The sequence below is a fragment of the Fundidesulfovibrio sp. genome (assembly GCF_058402725.1).
Genome location: NZ_JBZVFJ010000004.1, coordinates 1 through 1,123, shown reverse-complemented (window position 1 = coordinate 1,123; position 1,123 = coordinate 1). Strand labels below are relative to the sequence as shown.

Here is a 1,123-nt window from a genome sequence, read left to right as displayed (position 1 = left end):
ATCACTCCCGTCTTGTGTCCGCAGGGCCTGCGCCCTGGCGGGGAATCGCCGGGGCGCGGCCGAGCGGGCTATTTCTGATAGGCGCCGCAGCCGAAGAGCATGCCGTCCACCTTCTCCATGTACATGCTCTTGGGCTCGATCTGCTTCGAGACGGGATTGGAGAACTTGTAGTCCTGCCAGAAGGAGTCCTTGGTCTTGCCCAGCTCCACGCGCTCCTTGACGAAGAACTTCCCGTCCGGGTCGCGCAGTTCCATGAGGTTTTTGCCGATCTGCTTTGCGTTGGCCCCGTGTGCGAGGCAGTTGCCCTCCATGTCGTAGACCACGATGTAGAGGTCACGGTCGGTGAAGCCGCCGTCCTTGGCGTTGAAATCCGCGAACGCCTTGTCCTTCCCGGCGCTCTTGTAGTGGGCCACGGCCTTCTTCACCAGGGCCACGGCCTCGTCCTTGGTCCCGGACTGCTGGGCAAGGGCGGTGGCGGCGAACAGCGAAAGAACCAATGCGAGCACGATGCCGGTACATCTCATGGAGACCCTCCTCTTGGTGTGTGGGACCGCCGCGAAGCAGCCTTGCGGAGTCTCGACGGCCCGTTGGTTTGCACCTCTGCGTCCCGTGCGGGCGCGGGGCGGCATGACGCTAGGCCAGCCTTCGCTCCCCCTCGGGCGTGAGCGCGTAGCGTCCCGCCCTCCCGCTCGCCAGGCCTGCGGCATCCAGCGCGCGGGCGGCCATGCGCACGCGGTAAAGCGGCAGTCCCAACGCCGGAGCTGCGGCCTCGGGGGTGGCGTGGGCCGCAAGCCCCGCCAGCACGCGACGGCCCAGTTCCGTCAGTTCCCCCTCGGGCTTGACGCAGGCCACCTCACAGGCTCCGGGTGCAGAAGAACCAGTCCTTGCATTCCGTTCCCGTTTCGTGGGCGCGCTCGTCCGCGCCATCCTGCGTGCGGGGCGCGGGCACGATCACCTTTTCGCCGGGGCGCCAGTTGGCGGGGGTGGCCACGCCGTGGGCGTCGGTGGCGCGAAGCGCCTCCACCAGACGCACGATCTCCTCGGTGTTGCGCCCCGGCGAAAAGGTGATCGTGCCCGCGCCATCCTGCGTGCGGGGCGCGGGCACGATCACCTTTTCGCCGGG

The 1,123-nt window shown here is 67.9% G+C and carries 2 protein-coding genes and 1 pseudogene; all 3 read right to left on the bottom strand.

Annotation, left to right across the window (positions count from 1 at the left end; genetic code table 11):
• Positions 1-68: 68 nt before the first annotated feature.
• The gene (locus ACV4UX_RS01145) at positions 69-524 is read right to left on the bottom strand and encodes a cache domain-containing protein (protein WP_491591505.1); all 456 of its coding nucleotides are present in this window, start codon (positions 522-524) and stop codon (positions 69-71) included.
• Positions 525-633: 109 nt separating this feature from the next.
• The gene (locus ACV4UX_RS01140) at positions 634-852 is read right to left on the bottom strand and encodes a hypothetical protein (RefSeq protein ID WP_491591504.1); all 219 of its coding nucleotides are present in this window, start codon (positions 850-852) and stop codon (positions 634-636) included.
• A 1-nt stretch (position 853) separates the two neighbouring features.
• A pseudogene (locus ACV4UX_RS01135) lies at positions 854-1,123 on the bottom strand (hypothetical protein); the annotation flags it as partial.

Bases quoted from the DNA above. Each gene is read 5' to 3' on its own strand.
- ACV4UX_RS01145 (WP_491591505.1), bottom strand. From the start codon at position 524: ATGAGATGTACCGGCATCGTGCTCGCATTGGTTCTTTCGCTGTTCGCC.